Annotated in this window: 15 protein-coding genes; 8 read left to right on the plus strand and 7 right to left on the minus strand. The window is 51.9% G+C overall.

All coding sequences use genetic code 11. From position 1 onward, the window contains the following. On the plus strand, positions 1–526 hold a 526-nt coding region (locus PsB1_RS06460; RefSeq protein ID WP_284359876.1), incomplete at its 5' end, for a TetR/AcrR family transcriptional regulator C-terminal domain-containing protein. Positions 527–539: 13 nt separating this feature from the next. On the opposite strand, the gene PsB1_RS06465 is transcribed toward PsB1_RS06460, so the two are convergent. Next, positions 540–1,310, minus strand: a complete 771-nt coding sequence (locus tag PsB1_RS06465) for a glycosyltransferase family 2 protein (RefSeq protein WP_284359878.1) — start codon at positions 1,308–1,310, stop codon at positions 540–542. A 49-nt stretch (positions 1,311–1,359) separates the two neighbouring features. Between PsB1_RS06465 and PsB1_RS06470 the strand changes: the two genes are divergently transcribed. Next, positions 1,360–2,748, plus strand: a complete 1,389-nt coding sequence (locus tag PsB1_RS06470) for an ABC1 kinase family protein (RefSeq protein WP_284359879.1) — start codon at positions 1,360–1,362, stop codon at positions 2,746–2,748. A 30-nt stretch (positions 2,749–2,778) separates the two neighbouring features. Here the strand turns inward: PsB1_RS06470 and PsB1_RS06475 are convergent, their stop codons facing one another. Next, the gene (locus tag PsB1_RS06475; protein WP_284359881.1) at positions 2,779–3,639 is read right to left on the minus strand and encodes an SDR family oxidoreductase; all 861 of its coding nucleotides are present in this window, start codon (positions 3,637–3,639) and stop codon (positions 2,779–2,781) included. A gap of 77 nt (positions 3,640–3,716) precedes the next feature. Here PsB1_RS06475 and PsB1_RS06480 point away from each other — a divergent pair, with 77 nt between their 5' ends. The 4 genes from PsB1_RS06480 (at position 3,717) to PsB1_RS06495 (ending at position 10,941) form a co-directional block, all read left to right on the plus strand. Continuing rightward, positions 3,717–4,382 (plus strand): tetratricopeptide repeat protein, encoded by a 666-nt coding sequence (locus PsB1_RS06480; protein WP_284359883.1) that lies wholly within the window; start codon positions 3,717–3,719, stop codon positions 4,380–4,382. A gap of 101 nt (positions 4,383–4,483) precedes the next feature. Then, positions 4,484–6,151 (plus strand): MFS transporter, encoded by a 1,668-nt coding sequence (locus PsB1_RS06485; RefSeq protein ID WP_284359885.1) that lies wholly within the window; start codon positions 4,484–4,486, stop codon positions 6,149–6,151. A 273-nt stretch (positions 6,152–6,424) separates the two neighbouring features. Continuing rightward, positions 6,425–9,865 (plus strand): hypothetical protein, encoded by a 3,441-nt coding sequence (locus PsB1_RS06490; RefSeq protein ID WP_284359887.1) that lies wholly within the window; start codon positions 6,425–6,427, stop codon positions 9,863–9,865. A gap of 8 nt (positions 9,866–9,873) precedes the next feature. Next, entirely contained in the window at positions 9,874–10,941 is a 1,068-nt protein-coding gene (locus tag PsB1_RS06495; RefSeq protein WP_284359889.1) for a beta-N-acetylglucosaminidase domain-containing protein, read from the plus strand. A 119-nt stretch (positions 10,942–11,060) separates the two neighbouring features. Here PsB1_RS06495 and PsB1_RS06500 read toward each other — a convergent pair whose 3' ends face one another. The 5 genes from PsB1_RS06500 to PsB1_RS06520 all read right to left on the minus strand — a co-directional run bounded on the left by PsB1_RS06500 (position 11,061) and on the right by PsB1_RS06520 (position 15,929). After that, a complete protein-coding gene (locus PsB1_RS06500; protein ID WP_284359890.1) occupies positions 11,061–11,888 on the minus strand; it encodes an enoyl-ACP reductase FabI in 828 nt (275 codons plus the stop codon). A 121-nt stretch (positions 11,889–12,009) separates the two neighbouring features. Then, on the minus strand, positions 12,010–12,657 hold the full coding sequence (locus tag PsB1_RS06505) for a cupin domain-containing protein (protein WP_284359891.1): 648 nt from the start codon (positions 12,655–12,657) through the stop codon (positions 12,010–12,012). Positions 12,658–12,802: 145 nt separating this feature from the next. Then, complete coding sequence (locus tag PsB1_RS06510) at positions 12,803–13,408, minus strand: sigma-70 family RNA polymerase sigma factor (RefSeq protein WP_284359892.1); 606 nt, start codon at positions 13,406–13,408, stop codon at positions 12,803–12,805. Positions 13,409–14,183: 775 nt separating this feature from the next. Continuing rightward, entirely contained in the window at positions 14,184–15,224 is a 1,041-nt protein-coding gene (locus tag PsB1_RS06515; protein WP_284359894.1) for an aldo/keto reductase, read from the minus strand. Positions 15,225–15,251: 27 nt separating this feature from the next. Further along, positions 15,252–15,929, minus strand: coding sequence for an arylesterase (locus tag PsB1_RS06520; RefSeq protein WP_284359895.1), 678 nt, complete (start codon positions 15,927–15,929; stop codon positions 15,252–15,254). Between the two features lie 60 nt (positions 15,930–15,989). On the opposite strand from PsB1_RS06520, the gene PsB1_RS06525 reads away from it, so the two are divergent. Both PsB1_RS06525 and PsB1_RS06530 read left to right on the plus strand, forming a co-directional pair. Next, positions 15,990–16,676, plus strand: coding sequence for an ABC transporter ATP-binding protein (locus PsB1_RS06525; RefSeq protein ID WP_284359896.1), 687 nt, complete (start codon positions 15,990–15,992; stop codon positions 16,674–16,676). Next, the gene (locus tag PsB1_RS06530) at positions 16,673–19,207 is read left to right on the plus strand and encodes an ABC transporter permease (protein ID WP_284359898.1); all 2,535 of its coding nucleotides are present in this window, start codon (positions 16,673–16,675) and stop codon (positions 19,205–19,207) included. The genes PsB1_RS06525 and PsB1_RS06530 overlap by 4 nt, the downstream gene beginning before the upstream one ends. The last annotated feature ends 19 nt before the right edge of the window (positions 19,208–19,226 follow it).

Here is a 19,226-nt window from a genome sequence, read left to right on the forward strand (position 1 = left end):
GATATTGATTCCATTGGCGCTCAAACACGCGGGCCAAGACCCTGCGGTATCTTCAGGCGTGTTGGTAACTTTTGTAACTGACCTTGTTGTGGCCGAGCAAATTGAAGGGGCCTGTCGACTAATTGACAACCATCGTGGCCCTACTAAGCCATTGCTCAATCAATTGGTCAGAGATGCGCGATTGGCATTAAGTGCACCAGGTGCTTTGGCACCTTGGCGAATAGCTGTTGGTGAAGCGGACAGATTTCCTGACCTTGCAGCATTTTTACGCAATGGTTTCATTGAACCAATTGAGCGCTCGATTGAAAAATTGTTTGAGCGCTCTTTGGCAGCAAAAGAAGTCAGAGGGGCCAGTGCTGCAACCTTGAGCCGATTATTTTGTGCACCTGTTGCCGCGGTTGCGATGATGCTGGCCACTTTTGGGGACGATGAAGATGCCGACTTCGATGTTGATCGCTTCTTAAGCGCTCATGTAGAAGGATTTTGGCGCGGATGGTCGGTTAGTGAGCAAGTGTTAGATAGCTGATTCTAACATAGGTTTAAGCTCTACGGCCTAATCGCCTTTCCCAATATTTAGCTAGCCTGAGGTAGCGAAAAAAGGCATAATTCATAGCTGTCATAAAGCCATAAAGGCCGCGAACGCAATGACGGCGCGTCACATAGGCTTTGAGAAAAGCCAATGGGAACTCCAGTATCAGACGTAAGGCAGAAAATGTTCGCCCCTTTTCGTCTATATCATCGGCTTGACTATCGCTATAGGCATTGAGTTTGATCAGTTCATCACCAAGGGATCGAACGGAGCGATGTTCAATCATACCCGCTAAATGATGCACGGTTGTGCCAGGTAGAATATCCACCCGATCGTGGACGGGGGAGGTATTATAACGACCGATATCGCGGTGGTAGAGCCGCACCGGACTTATGCGAAATGCCCAAGGATGGGGGTGAATTTCACCTGGAAACATTTCGATAATGTCGGTTTTGAATGCACATGGCGCTTGGTTATCCGTGCTCAGAGCCGATCGGATCGCTTCTTTCAGTTCATGCGTCACCACTTCATCGGCATCAATATTGAGCATCCAAGCATGGCGGCATTGATCTTCGCCAAATCGCTTTTGCGCTCCATAACCCGGCCAAGGATTATAAATCACCCGCGCGCCAAGGCTTTGTGCCAACTCAATCGTGCCATCGCTAGAGCCTGAATCAATCACCACAATATCGTCGGAGAGGTCGCGTACCGCTGCAATCGTTCGCTCAAGGCGATCGAATTCATTCTTGGTAATGATGAATATAGAAAGCGATGCACTCATGGCTGGACCCCTTCAGGCTGCTTAGCAGAGCTGGTGCGGACACGTCGAGATGGGGCTCGCTTCTATACTCACAGCGCTCTATATCCCGAACATGGGCGAGGATAGCGAACGTAATCGAATGTCTAGGAGGCTAACTCGGGTTGCACAAGTCGGCGTCAATATGGGCGCGGCAGCAGCCAGTTTTGGTGCGCTAAAATTATTTGGCAGCCAAGAGGGAGAGCGTGCAACCGCAATCGCGCTTCGCCAAGCTCTGGGTAAGACCCGTGGGCCGTTGATGAAGGTGGCACAAATTCTTGCCACCATTCCAGACTTTTTACCGCCTGATTACGCCCAAGAACTGGCGGCTTTGCAAGCTAATGCACCCTCCATGGGCTGGTCATTTGTTAAGCGGCGGATGCGCGGTGAACTTGGGGCTAATTGGGAAAGTCAATTTGCCCAGTTTGAGACTGAAGCGGCCCATGCAGCCTCTCTGGGTCAGGTGCATCGCGCGACGCTGCATGATGGCACACAAGTGGCTTGTAAGTTGCAATATCCAGAAATGTCTAGTGCAGTGGAATCCGATATTGGGCAATTAAAGTCACTGCTTGGCCTCTTTAAAACATTTGAACGCACCATTGATCCCACGGAAGCTGTCAATGAGGTTACCGATCGCTTGCGTGAGGAGCTCGACTATGGGCGTGAGCGTCAGCATATGCGCCTTTATGGCAATTTACTGGCAAACCAGCCTGACATCGAATGTCCGCGGCCTATAGACGCCCTCTCCACGGGTCGATTGCTGACCATGACATGGCTTAGCGGTGCACCTCTTCTGAGCTTTAAGTCTGCCCCTCAACAAGAGCGAGATCGCATCGCAACCCTGTTATTCAACGCTTGGTGGATACCCATGATGCAAACCGGAGTAATTCATGGTGACCCGCATTTGGGTAATTATTCCCTAACTCCCGATGCGGCACGGCTGAATTTGCTAGATTTTGGATGTATACGGATTTTTCCAGCTCAATTTGTCTCAGGGGTTGTGCAACTCTATCGCTCCCTTGAGCGTGAAGATTTTGCAGGGACACTTGAGGCTTATGAGATTTGGGGCTTTAAAGGGCTTACACGCCCGCTGGCGGAGGCCTTGAATGTGTGGGCGCGCTTTATCTATGCACCCTTGTTGGACAATCGAAGTCGCACCGTGGCAGACGGTATTGCACCAGGGGAATACGGCCGCAGCCAAGCGTTTGAAGTACGAAACCTCTTAAAACAATATGGCCCAGTAAAACTGCCAAGGGAGTTTGTGTTCATGGACAGAGCGGCCATAGGCCTTGGGGCGGCCTTTCTGCATTTAGGGGCCAAGCTCAACTTTTATCAATTATTTCAAAACTCAATTGCAGATTATGATGAAGCCGCCTTGGCCAAACGGCAGAAAAAAGCCTTGGGTGCGGTTGGTCTTGGCTAAACAAGATGTATCCTAAATAGCCCTTTGACCTCAATGCCCGTTCCGATCCAAATGAGCCAAACAATCAGCCAAGCCTTCAACATAAGTCGGGAAAGCAGGTATCCATCCCAATTCTTGTTTTATCCTTAGGTTTGAGACGCGTTTACATTCGCTATAAAATCGCCGTCCCATCTCCGAGAGTTCAGCCTCTTCAAACGGAATTAAGGGTGGTGGTGTACGGCCTAAAAGCCGACAGGCTTCAACCACGACCTCACCAGAGGTACAAGGATGATCATCGCATACATTGTATATGCGTCCGGGATTAGGTTGGGCGCAGCTCGCCATAAGGGCTGAAACAATATCGCATTGATGCACGCGAGAAAACACCTGTCCGGGCTTGTCGATGCGCCGCGCCGTGCCGGCCAAAACTTGTTCTAATGCACTGCGCCCCGGCCCATAAATCCCTGGTAGTCGAAAGATATGAGCTTGAGGGGTTATGCTTTGCCAAGTCGTCTCCGTTTCGGCGCGGCGCTGGGCTTCGATGGACAAGGGGGTAGGGGTATCATCTTCACAAGCCCACCCACCTTGGCGGTCCCCATAAACCCCTGTGGTCGATAAATAGGCAATCCAGCTTGGGTGATACTGCTCCAAGGTGCGGGCCAAAGCGGTTATGGCTGGGTCACCATTGGGCCCAGGCGGGATAGATGCTAGAACATGTGTTGCTGCTTGGGCAGCACGTTCGAGAGCTGCGTTTAAGGTGCCGTCAAACAAGATTGGCTCAATCCCTTGAGCGGTGAGCGCTCTGGCACGTAATGTGCTGCGGCAACTGCCCTTAACAATGGCCCCTTTTTGGGCCATAGCAAGGCCAAAGGCAGTTCCAACATAACCACATCCTAGTATCAAAACGTCCATGTCACCTGCTTTGCCTCAGTTTTGCCGCTTAAACCCATCAAAAGCCAATCATAACCCTTAACATGCACACCAAAGTCATGAATTACAAACTTATACTCACTCTAACCGTGGCGTTAGCAACGCTAGCAGACCAAGCCTCCGCTGCAATAGATCCACGAGATAGCGCACGTTTAGAAGCCTGTATCACCAAAGCCGAAACCAGGCCGGAGGAGGCGCGTGAAGATGGCCTGATTTGGCGCAGTCAGGGTGGGGCTCGTTTTGCTGAACAATGTGTCGCGATAGCTCAAATCGAAGGGGGGGATATTGCCGGTGGGGCAGAACGTCTGACTGTTTTGGCTTCGGCCCCTGATGCGGGCGATAGCGATCAGCGCGTGCTGATCATGGCGCGCGCAGCCAATGCATGGCTGATGATTGAAGCCTTTACCCCGGCGATGAATGTTCTTGATGCCGCCCTTAAACTCAAACCTGGTGAGCCTGACCTCTTGATTGATCGCGCGCGGGCCAAAGCAGGGCTTGGGCAGTGGGCAGAGGCAGAGGCTGATTTGACCTTGTGCTTGTCCGTTCGCCCGCTCGATGTGCTCGCTCTTCGCTTACGGGCGGAGACTTTGCTGCAACAAGAGGCCTATGATGCTGCAGATCGTGATTTAAACCAAGCCTTGCAATTGGCCCCCAAGGACGTAGATAATTGGCTGGTACGCGGACGCATTCTTGAAGCCCGCCGTCTAGGCCGTGCCCCAGAGTGAAAAAATCACTGTACCCGAATGAGCAACCCATTCCACACTGACTTGATTGCCAAAGCAGCCCCAGCTTATTGTGAGCCAGATACCAAGCAAGGGGACATCGAGTGATACAGAGTGCGACTTCATCGTCTCAAGAGCGTCAAAATCTTAAGCTTGTGGTCGCTGCCTCCGCCGCCGGCACAGTGTTTGAATGGTATGACTTTTTTATCTTTGGTCTGTTGGCTTCCGTGATGGGGCAGCATTTTTTCACTGGCTCTCCCCCTGCTGCCCAATTTATTTTTGCACTTTTAACTTTTGGAGTAGGCTTTGCAGCACGCCCCTTGGGCGCGTTGGTGTTTGGTGCGATAGGCGATACCAAGGGGCGAAAAGGCGCATTTTTAGTTACTATTTTGATGATGGGGGCATCCACATTCGCTGTGGGCCTGCTGCCCGACTTTGACCAGATTGGCATTTGGGCACCTATCTTGTTGGTGGCCCTACGCATTGCCCAAGGCTTTGCTTTGGGCGGGGAATATGGTGGGGCCGTGATTTATGTCGCCGAACATTCCCCCGCACATCGACGCGGCTGGAATACATCTTGGGTGCAAACCTCTGCAGCGGGTGGTTTGCTTTTGGCAATCTGTGTCGTGCTCCTCACCCGAATGGCATTGGGAGAAGAGTCTTTTCAAGCCTGGGGTTGGCGCTTACCTTTTTTGTTATCGGCTTTTTTGCTGGCCATCGCCTTGTGGATAAGGCTGCAATTAGAAGAAAGTCCGATGTTCCAAACGCTCAAAGCTGAAGGTGCAGCTTCAACTGCTCCATTGTCTGAGGCTTTTGGCAATTGGGGTAATCTGAAGCTGATATTGCTTGCTTTGTTCAGTTTGATGATGGCACAAGGGGTCGTTTGGTATACCAGCTTCTTTTATGTTCAAGTTTTTTTGGAACGCCAATTAAAAGTTGATCCACAAACCATCAATGTGTGGCTCTTGACCATAACTACTCTTTCGGCAGCTCTTTATGTATTCTTTGGATGGCTTTCCGATAAAGTGGGACGCAAGCCTGTCGTTTTATTTGGTATGGCTTTGGCCGGTTTGAGCTTTTTCCCAGGGTTTCACCAATTGACCAAAGCTGCCAATCCCGATCTGGTCGCTGCCCAAACCGCAACCCCGGTGGTTGTGGTGGCCGATAAGGCGACCTGCTCAATTCAGTTCAATCCAGTTGGTAAGACCCCAGACGGTCGCGATGCCTTTTCCTCCTCTTGCGATGTGGCTAAAAGTTTTTTGACGAATGCAGGTATTTCATATGATAATCGGCAAGCTCCGGCGGGTAGCCTTGCCTATATTAGAATTGGAACGCACACCATCAAAAGTGTAGAAATCGGGAACTTAGACGCGCGAAGCCAAAAGGCTGCCAAGGACGCATTTACCAAGGAAGTGAAAGCTGCACTCAAGATTGCCAATTACCCGAACAAAGCCGATCCGGCTAAAATCAACCATGCTATGGTTATAACAATATTGATGGTGTTTGTTATCGCAGCTACAGCCCTTTATGGACCATTGGCAGCGGCATTAGTAGAATTATTTCCAACCCGAATTCGCTATACAGCCTTATCAGTGCCCTATCATGTGGGAACCGGCTTTTTTGGGGGCTTTATGCCTGCTGCTGGTGTGGCTATTGTTGCAACCAATGGCAATATGTACTCAGGACTTTGGTATCCTGTGATCATAACCGCTATTAGCATCACCATTACCTTGGTCTTGCTTCCAGAAACCAAGGACCGTGCCATCGAGTAAGTTTGAGCTATTCAAAATGCTGAAGCAGGCGCCAACTCTAAAGACTTGGTCTAGAGTTCACAAAAAGAAATTTAAAACAACTAATTCTTAGCTGTGCACGTTAATGGGTGTTAACGCCTCATTTACCATGACACCAGCACAAACACCTATTCGGGACTTTCGCCGTCACAAAAGAGCTGTTCAAACCACGCAAAGCAGTGGATGGCAATGTGGAGGGTGATTGTTTTCAAGGATTTGTTGGAGATATCACAGGGTGGATAAAGAGTAACTCAAATGAGCGGACAGACGCCATCGAGTGTGAAGGGCTTAGAACCTAAAACACGTGAGGCCGCCAAAGACCTCGCGCGGCGCGAAGGCTTGACGCTTGGCGAGCTGCTGAATCGTTTGATTGCTGACATTGAAGAACCCAAACCAGAATCCAACCCACCCTCACAAATCCTTTCACAACCGGGGCTTGAAGGGGATCGTTTGACTACTGCTTTAGAGCAATTAACCCGCCGTTTGGAAGCCAGTGGCTTAGAAGTTGGGTCAAATTCGCCAGAAGAACATGGATTTGAAGCCAAGGACACTTTACCTCCTGTTGCAATAGATGTTGGCAATAAAGCTACCCCAAGCCTTGGGGACAGCCTTGTGAAGAACACAGATGCGACGCCAGAATCGATCGGACCTCCACCCTCGCTTCCTCAGGATTTGACTGAAGCTGAACACTTTTTGGTCGATAAGATCAGTCTGGATGGGACGAAAGAGCCTGAAACGGCCCATTTGGCCTCGATGCATGCGATGGAGGCAGTTTTACACGCGCTGAAGACGCAAATGACCGCGACCGAGAACCGTGTCGGGGAAATTGAACACATCATCCAAGAGTCACTACAAACCCTTGATCGCAGTCTAGATCTGGTCACCCAGCGCTTAAGCTCCACTGAAACATTGGCTCAAGAGACCAATCGTAGATTTTTGGATGGGATGGTGGATTTATCTGCACGGATTACCTCGTTGGAATCTAATCCGGACATCAACCTACAAACGGGCGCAGGTCATTTTGAAAATCGAATAGCTCAGATCGAAAGCTTGTCGACCCAAGTAAAGGAAACCCTTGATCACACTATGGCAAAGCTTGGTGACCAAGCCGATCGAATTCAGGAATTCACCCAAGACAATGCCACCCGGATGGTCGATGCCCTGATTGAACTATCAGCCCGTATCACACAAGTAGAAGCCATTGGTACAACCGGTGATCTCAGGCTTGCCATTGAAGCTTTGGAGTCCAAATCGGCACAAATCGCATCGCAAATGAGCGAATTAAGCACACGCTTGGGCGAAAAGGATAAAGACGCAAATACGCAAAGTGAAACGGCTATTTCAAGCAAAATTGATCGACGCTTTATCGATCTTGCGCAAGCATTAGCTGATCGGTTGGACGCTACTGATAAACGAAACCAAGAGGTTTTTGAACAGTTCAACAACCGCCTGATCCACGCCAATGATGACTTGAACTTGCGTATTACGCAGCTTGAAACACACAGCCAAACTGATGCTTCGTCTGAAATTCAAGATGTGAAAACGCGGTTGGAACACCTAAGCCGATTGATCGAAACACGCCTTTCCTCGTTTGAGGACCAAAATGGATCCAGTTTGGGTCAAGCGGGTGAACGTTTGCATACACTTGCTGAAAGCTTAGGCCATAAACTTGATAGCAGCGAGATCCAGTCAACTCAAACCATGACTCTTCTCACCCAGCAAATGGATAAATGGGCTGAACGCCTCCAGGCCAATCAGGAAGGCACTTTCACTAAGCTGACAAGCCGCCTTGAAGACCATGAGGCACGAACACAAGCTTTATTGGATGAAGTCCTTGGGCGTGTGCGCCATGAGATTAAAACAGCAGAAGATCGCACACAAAGGGCGGCGATGAGTTTGGCAGCGCGCATAGAAACTGTAGAACAAGCAACAGTTGCACCTTATGCTGAAGCCATCTTGGACATTCCAAATATAGATGGAACCAGTTCTTCACTGGCGTTTGATCCTGACGCGATCAGTGCGATTGATGATTATTCATTTGAGACTGGGCCAGGCTCATTTGGATCAACCAGTTACGAAGATCCTTTCGCAACGAGGGAACCAAACTTCACCCCACCCCTTAACGCGACTAATCGTGGGAGAGTAGGTGGGTTTGGCTCCCCCTTTCCGTCGGAGGTTAGTGCGGACGGTTTATCAGATTCTCCACCAATGGATATCCAATATCTATCCGAAGAAGAAGTAAGGATTGGTGAAGACCAAGGCGATCCTACTCGGTCAGCCGATCAAGTGATTGACCTTGGACAAGAACTCATTGGCCCACCTTTGTTGGACGTTCTGGAAGAGGAGGCTGAAAGCGCGTTTATAGATTTGGATCAGGACTGGGACGACTTGGTTCCCCTTCATGATCCCGATTCATCTTCATATCATAACCCAATTTCTGTCACATCGGCAGATGAAAGCGCCCTAGAAATTGACGCACCAGTTTTAAATGCCAAAAATCGTGATGAAGAAAAGTCCGGCCCAAAGAAGGCAAAATCGGCGCAAACTCAACGCAAGACACATGCGGTTAGGGGGAATAGTGCAACTCGGCAGGCCAAGTTAAAACCCAGCATGGCACCCGTGGCTATGGCTGCCGCACTTGTCACATCGGGTGCATTTGCAGTTTATAGTCTTGTGCAAACACCCGCAGAATTAAATCAAAAGCCTGACGTCCATAATCAAGACCCAGCTGATAAGTTGTCCAATGCTGCCAACGTCGATCCGCTAAACCAAAGCGCTAGCCACTTAACGCCCGTTCCAGCCCCAATCTCAGCACAGCTTTCTGAATCCGCACTTATGTCCAAAGAGGCTAAAGAAAAACCCAGCTTCAACCCACCCTCCAAAAGTGCACAGCAAGGACTGGAAAAAGCCCAATTCAATCCGCCACCACCAAACCAAGCTACCAAAGCGCGCTTCACCCAGCCCCCGATAGAAAGGACTAAACCAGATCCAATCAACGCGCGGATCACACCAAAGGCAGAGAGAAAAAGTGCCTCACCCACCCAGTCGGTCACAAAAGCCACAATAAACCAAAATTTAGACGTAACCCTATCGTCACCGGGCCAACTTCCAGTAACTTCTCCGTCACCCCAAGTACGAACTACGCCAAGTCTTACCCAGTCATCAAGGTCATTGTTTGAGCAAGCTCTTGCCCGCGAGCAGGTGGGTGATCTAGTTGGAAGCCTTGCTTTGCTCAATCGTGCTGTTGAGGCAGGTGATATGCTTGCTATGAACCGCTTGGCCAAAAAATATGAGACAGGTGATGGTGTGGCTAAAGATTTAGGTAAAGCGCGCGTTTTGACCGAACGCGCTGCGGCACGTGGAAGCTCTGAGGCTATGCATAATTTGGGGGTCTATTATGCGCAAGGCGATGGCGTTCCCAGCGATATGGCCCGTGCCGCAGACTATTTTCACCGTGCAGCGCGTCGAGGCATTGCAGATTCTCAATTTAATTTGGGGGCCATGGCGGAGCAGGGACTAGGCGGCCCCAAATCGGATTTGCAAGCCTATTATTGGTACTCTATAGCCAGCAAAAGCGGTGATCAAGACGCCGAAGCCAAGGCCCGCGAAATCGGCAAACGCTTATCCAATGATCAAAGAGCGGCGCAAGATAAGTTAGTCGCCCAATTCCGGCCAGAAATCAGCGCCCCAGAATAAATCCAGACATGGCCGAACCCAATCTAGGCATTATCGAAGGCTATTTTGGGCCACCTTGGCGTTGGGAAGATCGTTGCGCCGTCGTTGAGCAACTCGCCCCTGTGGGCTATCGTTTTTTTCATTATGCGCCCAAAGGGGATGCATTTTTACGTCGACGCTGGCAAGAAACCCATCCTCCAGAAGAAGCTAAACAAATCGCCCATTTTGTGAGCTTTTGTCAGGAAAAATCAGTTCGCGTTGGTATTGGCCTTAGTCCTTATGAAGCCTTTAATGATTTTCATCATGGTGTAAAGCAAGACTTCGTGCGTCGAATTAAAGACCTTGCCTCTCTAGGCATAGATGACCTTGGTATTTTTTTTGACGATATGCATAGCCATTTGCCTGATTTAGCACAAAAACAAATTGAAATTATGCACTTAGCCAAAGAGAGCGCCCCAAATCTCAAGCTGGTTATGACCCCAACCTATTATTCCAATGATATGGTTTTAGACCGTGTGTTTGGGCCAAGGCCGCTTCATTATTTGGCTCAACTAGGGGCTGAACTTGATCCGGCGATTGATATGTATTGGACAGGCGAAGAAGTTTGTTCTTTGGAAATCTCACTTGGACATGTACAAGACATTGGCGCGGTGTTGGGTCGTAAGCCGCTATTATGGGATAATTACCCCGTCAATGACGGACCGCGGATGAGCGGGTTTTTACACTTACGTGGTTTTACTGGGCGTAGTGCGCGTTTGACTGATTGGACAGCAGGCCACGCGATCAATCCTGCCCTACAGCCTTATTTGACTTGTATTCCTGCTATGACGCTTGCTGATCTTTATCGTATGGGCGATGCCTATTGCTATGGAGCCAGTGGGTTGGCTGCGGCACACAAGGTGCTGGGGCCACAGCTGGCTGAGATGGTTTGCGCGGATTTGATCAGTTTCCAAGATGCTGGACTTAGTCAGCTTAGCCATCGACTGGAGGCCTTAAGCGAGCGATATCAATCTATCGACCACCCCGCCGCCCGCGAGATCGTGACTTGGCTTCAACATGGCTATGCGTGCTCGAGTGAGTTTGTCCAAACCCAATAAGTATGGCTTGGACTGGGTGATTGTGTTGGGAAAATCCGTATGGTCAGCCTTCATCTGGCTTAAAGGTTTGACAATGGATCGGTGATCAGTTGGTACAGATTACGCTTCCCATTCAGCCACTAACCCTCACCCAACCCGTCGGGAACGCCGACCACATGAAAGCCCGCATCGACATGGACAATTTCTGCTGTCGTTGAACGACCAATGTCGGAAAGCAGCCATAACGCGCACCCTGCTATCCCCTCCATGGAAGTGTCTTCCTTCATCAATGACCATTCGCGCCCAGTATTGACTAAGCCCCGACCGCCTTGAATACCTGCCAAAGCCAAGGTGCGCATTGGGCCGGCACTAATGGCGTTGACCCGTATTCCGCTGGGCCCAAGGTCGCGTGCAATATAACGGGTAGCGGCTTCAAGAGCAGCTTTGGCTACCCCCATGACATTGTAGGAGGGCAATACCCGCTCGGCCCCCAAATAGGACAAGGTAATCATGGAGCCGCCTTGGCTCATCAATGGAGCGGCACGTTTCGCGCAAGCGACCCATGAGAAAGCGGAAATATCCATCGTACGTAGAAAGTTTTCCCGCGTTGTATTTTCAACAAAAGAGCCTTTGAGTTCATTCTTGTCTGAGAAGGCGATGGCGTGCACCAAAAAGTCCAAGCCACCCCAGTGCTGGTTAATAGCAGCAAAAACGGCGTCCAAGGCTAGGTCATCGGTTACATCGCAAGGAAGGATTAAATCAGAACCAACACTTTGTGCCAAAGGTCGCATCCGCTTTTCAAGGGCTTCCCCCTGGTAGGTAAAAGCCAATTGAGCACCTTGTGCTGCCAATTGCTGGGCGATGCCCCACGCGATCGATTTTTCATTGGCAACACCCATGATCAGGCCTCGCTTCCCATTCATCAAGGTACCGTTTGGAAAAGTGGTTTGGGATGTAACGCTGCTCATGTGAGCTCCTGCCGCTGATATTGCTTAGTCCACGTGGGTGTCCACATGCTGTTTGGCGCTTCTTTGCCTTGTCTGCCCATAGGGTCAAGAGCTAAGTACGTCCTAAGTTGGGTTAAACGACCTAGTGGCGGGTGAACAGACGTTGCAACATGCCCAGCGCACCGGTCAATGCAATATCGCCTTCTTCAATCACCAACGCGATACAGATACCGTTATCAAGGGCTATTGGATGGTGCACTTGACCGGGGCGCTTGATCGACAGATCGCCTGGTCCAAAACGCTCAATGCCATCCTCAAAGGCACCGCAGACCACCAAAGTATATTCGGTGCCGGTGTGGTCATGTTGGGGTGACCCATGCCCTGGCTCAATCCGCACTAATTTGGCGCGCAGTTCACCGCCGGTTTCAAGGACCATCGATTTCATACCCGGACCAACAAAGGTCCAACCCTGATATGCCGCTGCCTCAAGGCTGACGTCACGTAAGGGTTGAGGTAAGCGCAACAATTCATGAATAGAGCGCCCGGCAGTCTGAGCTGCCTCCAGCGCTTGTGCTGTGATATCATCGAACCGATCAATTCGGGCCAGTACGCTTGATAGAAAATGCTCCGAGACTGGTTCTGGGTTTTGGCCTTCTAAAGCTGCCCCGCCTATCATATCGCCAAGATTAAATGAATAAGACCTCATGCCTTTCAAGGCCGCTTGGGTTTCAACCAGTAGACGCAATGAAGGGTCCACAGTCAGGAAGTCGTTAGAATTTGCCCCGATCATCGTCGTACCTTATTTATCCCAGTGGTCTTTTCTCGAGCTAAGCAATTGCTTGTGGCGTTTGGATTGTGTCAGCCTGTGCAGCAGCAATTAGGATAAGTGATATTGGTTGCCATTTGTTTACGTCAAGAAACTGTAGGTCTAAGCCTTAGTCTTGGCCATCAAGTTTTGATCTTAACTTTAAAAATGCCAGTCGCAGACGTGACTTGACCGTACCCAAGGGCAAACCCGTCTGTTGTGCGATTTCGCGATGGGATAGACCATCATAAAATGCTTGATGCAATAATTGTCTTTGTTCTGTTGGTAAATCAACCATGGCGGCGCGCACCAATCGATCACGTTCAGCGCCTAGCAAAGTGTGATCGGCAGCCTCTGATTCCGAGGGTTGTAACATTAGGTCATTGGGATCAAGCTCTGGCTTGGTGCTACGCCGAATGGCATCGATGCGTTTGTTGCGGGCGATACGAAACAGCCAGGTTGAGACTGACGCTTGGGTTCGGTCAAAGAGTTCGGCTTTGCGCCAAACTGTGACCATGACATCTTGGGCTAATTCCTCAGCCAATGGATTGTCCGCACCCAGCCGCATCAAATAGGCCTTCACGCGCGGCCCATAATAAGCGAACAATTCCCCATAAGCTACCTTATCCTTATGCTGAGCAACTGCTTGCATTAAATCGGCAAAGCGATCGCGTTGTGCGTCGCTTAAGAGCCCATTATTGGGTATAGTTGTGCTAGCGGCATGCTCATGCGGCATGAGCTTAGACTTAGGAGGGGGGCTATCCGAATAGGACATCAGAAAAAGCTACTTTCTTTAGGTACGCACAAGATCGCTTAGGTTTTACGTCTTGACTGAAATCAAAGATGCGACAAACCGTTTCTATGAATGGTTAGACACGCTCTAGGTTTCCTTTAGAACCAGACGTCCTCAATTGCCAATTTGAAACTGCGTGCGTAATAAGCTACGCTCAAACCTAGAAGAACAGTATATCTTTATCCGCAATCGAATAATAGCTTGGACTCCTTGTGTATAGGCGGATTGAATAAAGATAAAAGCGGTCTGGGTGCGAGGGTTCAGCTTGAAACAAGGCGTGGCGGCGTTAGCAGGTTAAACCGACACTAAAGCTTGGCCAGGCAGCAGATAGCACAACATCACATGGAGTTAAAAGTTGCGTGCGTCGCTCAAGAGGCCAATGTGACTGTAAGTCCTTACACCTGCCTGCTGCAAAGCCATGAGATTCGGGTTGTCCTCAACGCCTAATCCTATTTAATGGGGTTTTTGATGGCCAAGAAATTCCGCCCCCTTAAATGAAACCTCAAACGGCGTGCGGCGAATAACCGCCACGAGCAGATCAAGGTTGCGAGCTTGCGTTTGCGTCACTTTCCCAACCATGCGCAAGGTTATGCACTTTGTCCGTTGGTCTCAACTTTGCGCCCTCAATCCCTATCTGTGCCCTGATAACATGGTCGCTGACAACCCCATCAAGGGGCAAAGCAATGAATGATCGCATGCCAGTGTGCCTCCCAAACGCTTAGGGGCAAGGGTTTGGTGTTGTGGCGTGCAATTGTTCAACCGCTGCTTCCAGCTCAGGCGACCAAGCGACATCAAAGGCATCAATGTCATGGCGCAATTGCTCCATCGTGGTAGCACCAATAATCACCGAAGCCATGAATTCTCGCGTCGCGCAGAATTTAAGCGCCAATTGCGCCGGGGTCAGGCCATGGTCGTGTGCAAGGTTAACATAGGATTTGAGGGCCGCTTCTGCTCCAGGCCCTTCATAGCGTTGACCACGCTCAAACAATGTGCTGCGGGCACCGGGTGGGCGGGCACCGCCTAGATATTTGCCGGTGAGATAGCCTTGCGCCAGCGGCGAATAAGCCAATAGGCTGACATTTTCGCGTAGGCTGACTTCTGCCCCACCCATTTCAAAGGTACGGTTCACAAGATTATAGGCATTTTGGATCGACACAATGCGTGGCAGGCCGTTACGTTGCGCCTCATCGACAAAGCGCATAACGCCCCAAGGTGTTTCGTTGGAGACACCAATATGGCGGATCGCTCCTTTTTTGATCCACACATCTAAGGCGGCCAGCACCTCTTCAAACGAACTATAGTCGTTGGGATAATCCTTATAGCTCCAGCCGCCAAACACATTGATGCGCCGATCCGGCCAATGGATTTGATAAAGGTCGATGTAATCGGTCTGCAGACGCTTGAGGCTATTTTCGACCGCCTCGTCAATGTTGGCTTTATTGACCCTTGACCCTGCTCCAGATGCCCTAAACCAATTCATGGCTGAGCGGCCGACCACTTTGGACGCCAAGAAAACCTTGTCCCGATTGCCGCGTGCTTTAAACCAACTGCCAATAATGCGCTCGGTAAAGCCGGCCGTCTCTGGGCGCGGTGGTATGGAATAAAGCTCTGCCGTATCAATGAAATTGACACCGTGCTCGAGCGCATAATCCATCTGGGCGTGACCTTCGGCCTCTGTATTTTGCTCGCCATAAGTCATGGTGCCAAGGCAGATCAGTGGCACAGTCAAACCGGTGCGGCCAAGGGGTTTTTGGATCATGGATCGGCTCCTAAAGGGTCAGGGAGTTTAGCGGCGGGTGGGCTTAAGGCCAAAGGACTTAGCGATGAACGGGGTTAGTCGGGCAGCGATACGCTCAGCGCCGATTGAATTGGGATGGATCCCATCGCTTTGATTAAGACTTGGGACAAGGGCAACGCCCTCTAAAACAAATGGGTCAAGCGCTACGGCGTATTTGGCTGCAAGTGTGGGATAAATTGCATCAAAGCGTTTGCGATAATCAGCGCCCCAATTGCTAGGTGCCCGCATGCCCAAAAGCGCTACCTTCAGCCCACGGGCTTTCGCGCGAACCAAAATAGCTTCAATCGCGCGCTTGGCATCTTCCGGGCTGCGCCCTTGGAGCATATCGTTGGCACCAATAGCCAGGATAAGCCCATCGGTGTCACGGGGTACCGCAAAATCAAAACGCGCCAGCGCCCCAGCGCTGGTATCACCCGATAGCCCCGCATTGGCGATGCGCACCTGATAACCAGAGGCTTTTAACCGGGCTTCTAAGCGTGCCGGAAAAGCTTCGCTGCGCTTAATCCCAAAGCCAGCGGTAAGTGAATCGCCCAAGGCTACGATGCTATAGGGTCGCTGGGTAGCATTACTCGCCTGTGCGTTAATGCTTGGAACCCACAAACATGCCGCAACCCCACCTGTGACAAAGGCCCGGCGCATGCGTGATTGAGGAGTCTTTAAGAGCATGGCGCTTATTTAATCCATTCCCCCCATTGCGACAGCCCCTTTCAGGATTATGTGCAGTCTATGATCCAATCTGAAATCCTGCTTTCCCTAACCAATGTAACTTTGTCTCTGCCTGGCGTTGATGGGCCGGTTGCGATCTTAAAAGGTATTGATGGAGAAATCCGCGCGGGGGAGAGCGTTGCTATTACCGGGCGCTCTGGTTCTGGCAAGTCTAGCCTTTTGGCGGTGGCAACAGGTTTAGAGCCGGCCACATCGGGCTCGATCAAGCTCTTAGGCACTCAATTGGTTGGATTGAACGAGGATCAATTGGCCGCCGTGCGCCGGGGCCACATTGGCATTGTGTTTCAAGCCTTTCACCTATTACCCAATATGACCGCCCTAGAAAATGTCGCGATCGCCCTTGAAACGGCCGACATTGCTACAGGCAAAGCCGCCCGCGACCGCGCCGCCCATGCGCTTGATCAAGTGGGCCTCCTTCATCGGCTCAAGCATTATCCAAGCCAGCTTTCGGGTGGGGAGCAGCAGCGCGTTGCCGTCGCACGGGCCACCGTGATTGAACCCAAATTGATTTTCGCCGATGAGCCGACCGGCAATCTCGATCAAGCGGCAGGCCAATTGGTGCGCGATCTATTGTTGAGTGCCGCGCGCAGTCAAGGTGCTGCTTTGGTCTTGGTGACCCATGAAGCGAGCCTAGCCGCCGCCTGTGATCGCATTATCCATTTGGATGATGGCAAGGTGGTTTCATGACCCGCTGGCGCTATGGCGCACGCATTGCGCTGACCGAGCTACGCGGTGGCATTAAGGGCTTTCGCCTCTTTTTGGTCTGCCTGGCCATCGGGGTTGCCGCCATTGCCGCAGCGGGCAGTATGGCGCAGGCGTTTCGATCTGGACTGGATGCAGAGCAACGGCGGATATTGGGCGGTGACTTTGTGCTTGCCCTACGCCAACGTACGCCAAGCCCGCAACAGCTTGCGTTTTTTCAGGCACGAGGCACCATTTCCACCGCCATTGATAGCAATACGATGGGCGGCTCAGGGGGTGGGCGTCGCCTGATCCAATTACGCGCAGTCGATCAGACCCACCCACTGGAAGGGACGATCACTTTGGCGCCCCAAGCGCCCTTGCAAGAGCTCTTAATGAAAAAAGACGGCGTGTGGGGTGGGGTGGCTGAACAAGCTCTCCTCGACGCCTTTAAGCTCAAAGTGGGCGATACACTGGAGCTACCCTATGGCAAGGTGCAGATCCGCGCCGTCCTCCTGAAAGAGCCAGACGCCTTGGGCCGTGGCTTTGCCTTTTCGCCGCGCTTGATGATTTCAACCAAGGCTCTACAGCCCCTAAATCTCGCCCAACCCGGTGCTTTGTTTTCGTCCGCTTTGCGGGTGAAACTCACCAATCCAAGCGCCGCCGCCCAGACCAAAGCAGCCTTTGAAAAGGCCTTTCCGTTGGATGCGACAAGCCTGCGCGATAAGGCGCGCTCAGCCGAAGGGTTTGATCGCGCGCTTGACCGGATGGAGCTCTTTTTGTCCTGCGTTGGCTTTGCAGCCTTGCTCGCGGGTGGTTTGGGCGTGGCGGGGGCCGTTCGGGGGCATTTACAAACCCGGCGTAGCTCAATCGCGATCCTAAAAGCGATGGGGGCATCGGGTGGCGATGTGCGCTTGGCCTATGGCATTCAAATCCTCTGCTTGGCTTGCTTGGGGGCATTGCTGGGCGTTATCTTGGGTGGTGCCGCACCATTTCTAACGTCTTGGGTCTATGGCAGCGCTTTGCCGATCCCCATTGATCTCGCTCTTTTTCCAAAGCCTTTGGCCTCGGCCTTTGGCATTGGCCTTGTGTGCGCTTTTGCCTTTGCAGCCCTACCGCTTGGTGCCGCGCGCGCCACCCCGCCTTCTCATTTATTGCGTGGCGGCGATGACGATAGCCCATCGCCACTTCTGGAAAGAAGTGCTGCAGGCCTCGGCCTTGTGGCTTTGGTGGCTCTTTTTGCTTGGACAAGCCCTGACCCCGGCATGGCTGTACTATTGGCGATTGGGTCAGGCATCGGCTGGCTCGCCTTTTATGGTTTAGGAAAAGCCGCGCAAGTTTTGGCCCACCGGGCCCCACGTCCGGGTGGCGCGTTAGGATTAGGGCTTGCAGCCCTTGGGGGTCCAGGTTCTTTAGCCCCTACCGCAGCGCCCGCTTTAGGATTGGGCTTGGCGCTTTTGGTAGCACTTGGGCAAATCCAATCCAATTTGGTCGCCCAAGTTCGCGACACGGCACCCGCTAAAGCACCCAGTGTGGCCTATACCGAAATTCCCGATGCGAAGGCCGCGGCGTTTGATGCTTTGGTGCGCAAAACCTTGCCCGAATTGAAGGCCGAAGATTATGGCCGCACGCCGGTGATGACGATCCGGGTCATCTCCCTAAATGGGCAAGAGATTGACGTTGAAAAAGTAAAGGCCTCCGAACGCTGGTTCGTTGAGCAGGAAATCGGCGCAACATGGCAAGCGACACTCCCGGCAAGTGCCAGAATCGTTGAGGGCGATTGGTGGCCGCGAAACTGGAACGACCCCACCGATGCGCGGGTTAGCGTTGAAGTGGACGCCGCCAAAGGCATTGGCGCCAAAGTGGGCGATCGGTTGGGCATTTTAGTGTCTGGCCGCGAAGTGGAAGCGCGCATTGATAATCTGCGCAAAGTCGATTGGGGTGGGTTTGGGGCCAATTTCGCACTGGTTTTTGCCCCCGGCGCTTTTGAAGGGGCGCAGTTTCGCCATTTTGCCATTGCACGCCTGACCCCCGCCCAAGAAACCAAAATGACTGCGGCCTTAGCGCTGGATTTTCCAGCCGTTGGCATCGTGCGTGTGCGTGAAGCACTCGCGGCAGCAGGGGATTTATTCGAAAGCCTTGCCATCGCCATTCAGGCGATTGCGGCGGTGGCATTGGTCGCGGGCGCTGCCGCTGTCGCGGGCGCTTTGGCGGCGGGTAGTAGACGACGCCTTTATGAGGCCGCGATCATGAAAAGCCTTGGCGCAAGTCGGGCCCGTATTGTCGCGGCGATGGCGATTGAGCAGGCCTGCGCCGGGTTGATTGCCGCACTCATTGGCTCAGGCCTGGGCCTGGGTGCGGCCTATTTCATCGTTACTGGGGCGCTGGAGGCGCAATGGGTGTTGGACTTGAGATTGGTTGGTTCTATTGTGTTTGCTGGCGTCTGCGCGTTCGCATTGATTGGGATCGTCCTAGGGTTCGCCGCCCTTGGTCGCCCGACTTATCGGGTCTTGTCTGCCGCAGTTGAATTTGGCTAGGCTTGACCTCGATCCATTC

The organism is Candidatus Phycosocius spiralis, from assembly GCF_030158815.1.
Lineage (GTDB): Bacteria > Pseudomonadota > Alphaproteobacteria > Caulobacterales > Aquidulcibacteraceae > Aquidulcibacter > Aquidulcibacter spiralis.